This window comes from Aeromonas sp. Y311-2 (genome assembly GCF_027706025.1).
Taxonomy (GTDB): domain Bacteria; phylum Pseudomonadota; class Gammaproteobacteria; order Enterobacterales; family Aeromonadaceae; genus Aeromonas; species Aeromonas veronii.
The window spans coordinates 1-3,084 of sequence record NZ_JAPDCL010000052.1 but is presented as its reverse complement, the minus strand read 5'-3'; the positions used below and the strand labels follow the sequence as shown (position 1 = coordinate 3,084).

General features: G+C 52.3%; 1 rRNA gene. It reads left to right on the top strand.

Features of this window, described 5'->3' with window-relative positions:
• The first annotated feature begins 156 nt into the window (after window positions 1-156).
• Window positions 157-3,046 (top strand): 23S ribosomal RNA (locus tag OKC42_RS22420).
• Window positions 3,047-3,084 lie beyond the last annotated feature (38 nt).

The following is a 3,084-nucleotide window of genomic DNA, read 5'->3' as shown; positions in this document are numbered from 1 at the left end:
TGCTCTTTAACAATCTGGAAAGCTGATTTAAAAAGTAGTTCTCAAACATTTGTTACAAGTGCTTTGGAAACTTCTTGGCGAAAACCAAATTTTATTTGGTCCTTGTTGTACGACAACAAGCTGTGCCGGTTTCACCGACACTTCTTGGGGTTGTATGGTTAAGTGACTAAGCGTACATGGTGGATGCCTTGGCAGTCAGAGGCGATGAAGGACGTACTAACCTGCGATAAGCTGTGAGAAGTCGGTAAGAGACGCTATTACTCACAGATTTCCGAATGGGGAAACCCACCCGAGATAACTCGGGTATCTGTTACTGAATACATAGGTAACAGAGGCGAACCGGGAGAACTGAAACATCTAAGTACCCCGAGGAAAAGAAATCAACCGAGATTCCCTCAGTAGCGGCGAGCGAACGGGGATTAGCCCTTAAGCATCTTGGAAGTTAGTGGAACGGTCCTGGAAAGGCCGGCGATACAGGGTGATAGCCCCGTACACGAAAACAACCTTGATGTGAAATCGAGTAGGGCGGGACACGTGACATCCTGTCTGAATATGGGGGGACCATCCTCCAAGGCTAAATACTCCTGACTGACCGATAGTGAACCAGTACCGTGAGGGAAAGGCGAAAAGAACCCCTGTGAGGGGAGTGAAATAGAACCTGAAACCGTGTACGTACAAGCAGTGGGAGCCCTTCGGGGTGACTGCGTACCTTTTGTATAATGGGTCAGCGACTTACATTTTGTAGCGAGGTTAACCGTATAGGGGAGCCGTAGGGAAACCGAGTCTTAACTGGGCGTCTAGTTGCAAGGTGTAGACCCGAAACCGGGTGATCTAGCCATGGGCAGGTTGAAGGTTGAGTAACATCAACTGGAGGACCGAACCCACTAACGTTGCAAAGTTAGGGGATGACCTGTGGCTGGGGGTGAAAGGCCAATCAAACTCGGAGATAGCTGGTTCTCCCCGAAAGCTATTTAGGTAGCGCCTCGGACGAATACTACTGGGGGTAGAGCACTGTTTGGGCTAGGGGGTCATCCCGACTTACCAACCCCATGCAAACTCCGAATACCAGTAAGTAATATCCGGGAGACACACGGCGGGTGCTAACGTCCGTCGTGAAGAGGGAAACAACCCAGACCGCCGGCTAAGGTCCCAAAGTTCTGGTTAAGTGGGAAACGATGTGGGAAGGCTCAGACAGCTAGGATGTTGGCTTAGAAGCAGCCATCATTTAAAGAAAGCGTAATAGCTCACTAGTCGAGTCGGCCTGCGCGGAAGATGTAACGGGGCTCAAACCAGGCACCGAAGCCGCGGATTCATACTTATGTATGAGTGGTAGGGGAGCGTTCTGTAAGTCTGCGAAGGTGTATCGAGAGGTATGCTGGAGATATCAGAAGTGCGAATGCTGACGTAAGTAACGATAAAGGGGGTGAAAAGCCTCCTCGCCGGAAGACCAAGGGTTCCTGTCCAACGTTAATCGGGGCAGGGTGAGTCGACCCCTAAGGCGAGGCCGAAAGGCGTAGTCGATGGGAAGCAGGTTAATATTCCTGCACGACTTGTAATTGCGATGGGGGGACGGAGAAGGCTAGGTGGGCCAGGCGACGGTTGTCCTGGTGAAAGTGCGTAGGTGGTGTTTCTAGGCAAATCCGGAGACACAACACTGAGACACGAGACGAACACACTACGGTGTGGAAGCCATTGATGCCCTGCTTCCAGGAAAAGCCTCTAAGCTTCAGATTACAAGTCATCGTACCCCAAACCGACACAGGTGGTCGGGTAGAGAATACCAAGGCGCTTGAGAGAACTCGGGTGAAGGAACTAGGCAAAATAGAACCGTAACTTCGGGAGAAGGTTCGCTCTTGACAGTGAAGTCCCTTGCGGATGGAGCAGTTGGGAGTCGCAGTGACCAGATGGCTGGGACTGTTTATCAAAAACACAGCACTCTGCAAACACGAAAGTGGACGTATAGGGTGTGACACCTGCCCGGTGCCGGAAGGTTAATTGATGGGGTTAGCGCAAGCGAAGCTCTTGATCGAAGCCCCGGTAAACGGCGGCCGTAACTATAACGGTCCTAAGGTAGCGAAATTCCTTGTCGGGTAAGTTCCGACCTGCACGAATGGTGTAACCATGGCCATGCTGTCTCCACCCGAGACTCAGTGAAATCGAATTCGCCGTGAAGATGCGGTGTACCCGCGGCTAGACGGAAAGACCCCGTGAACCTTTACTACAGCTTGGCACTGAACATTGAACCTACATGTGTAGGATAGGTGGGAGGCTTTGAAGGCGTGACGCCAGTTGCGCTGGAGCCGTCCTTGAAATACCACCCTTGTATGTTTGATGTTCTAACGCAGGGCCCTGAATCGGGCTCGCGGACAGTGCCTGGTGGGTAGTTTGACTGGGGCGGTCTCCTCCCAAAGAGTAACGGAGGAGCACGAAGGTTGGCTAATCCTGGTCGGACATCAGGAGGTTAGTGCAATGGCATAAGCCAGCTTAACTGCGAGACGGACAGGTCGAGCAGGTACGAAAGTAGGTCATAGTGATCCGGTGGTTCTGAATGGAAGGGCCATCGCTCAACGGATAAAAGGTACTCCGGGGATAACAGGCTGATACCGCCCAAGAGTTCATATCGACGGCGGTGTTTGGCACCTCGATGTCGGCTCATCACATCCTGGGGCTGAAGTCGGTCCCAAGGGTATGGCTGTTCGCCATTTAAAGTGGTACGCGAGCTGGGTTCAGAACGTCGTGAGACAGTTCGGTCCCTATCTGCCGTGGGCGTTGGATGATTGAAGGGAGTTGCTCCTAGTACGAGAGGACCGGAGTGAACGAACCTCTGGTGTTCGGGTTGTCACGCCAGTGGCACTGCCCGGTAGCTAAGTTCGGAATCGATAACCGCTGAAAGCATCTAAGCGGGAAGCGAGCCCTGAGATGAGTCATCCCTGACCCCTTGAGGGTCCTAAAGGGCCGTTGGAGACCACAACGTTGATAGGTGGGGTGTGTAAGCGCGGCGACGTGTTGAGCTAACCCATACTAATTACCCGTGAGGCTTAACCATACAACACCCAAGAAGTGTTCTAAGGCTTGTAGCAAATA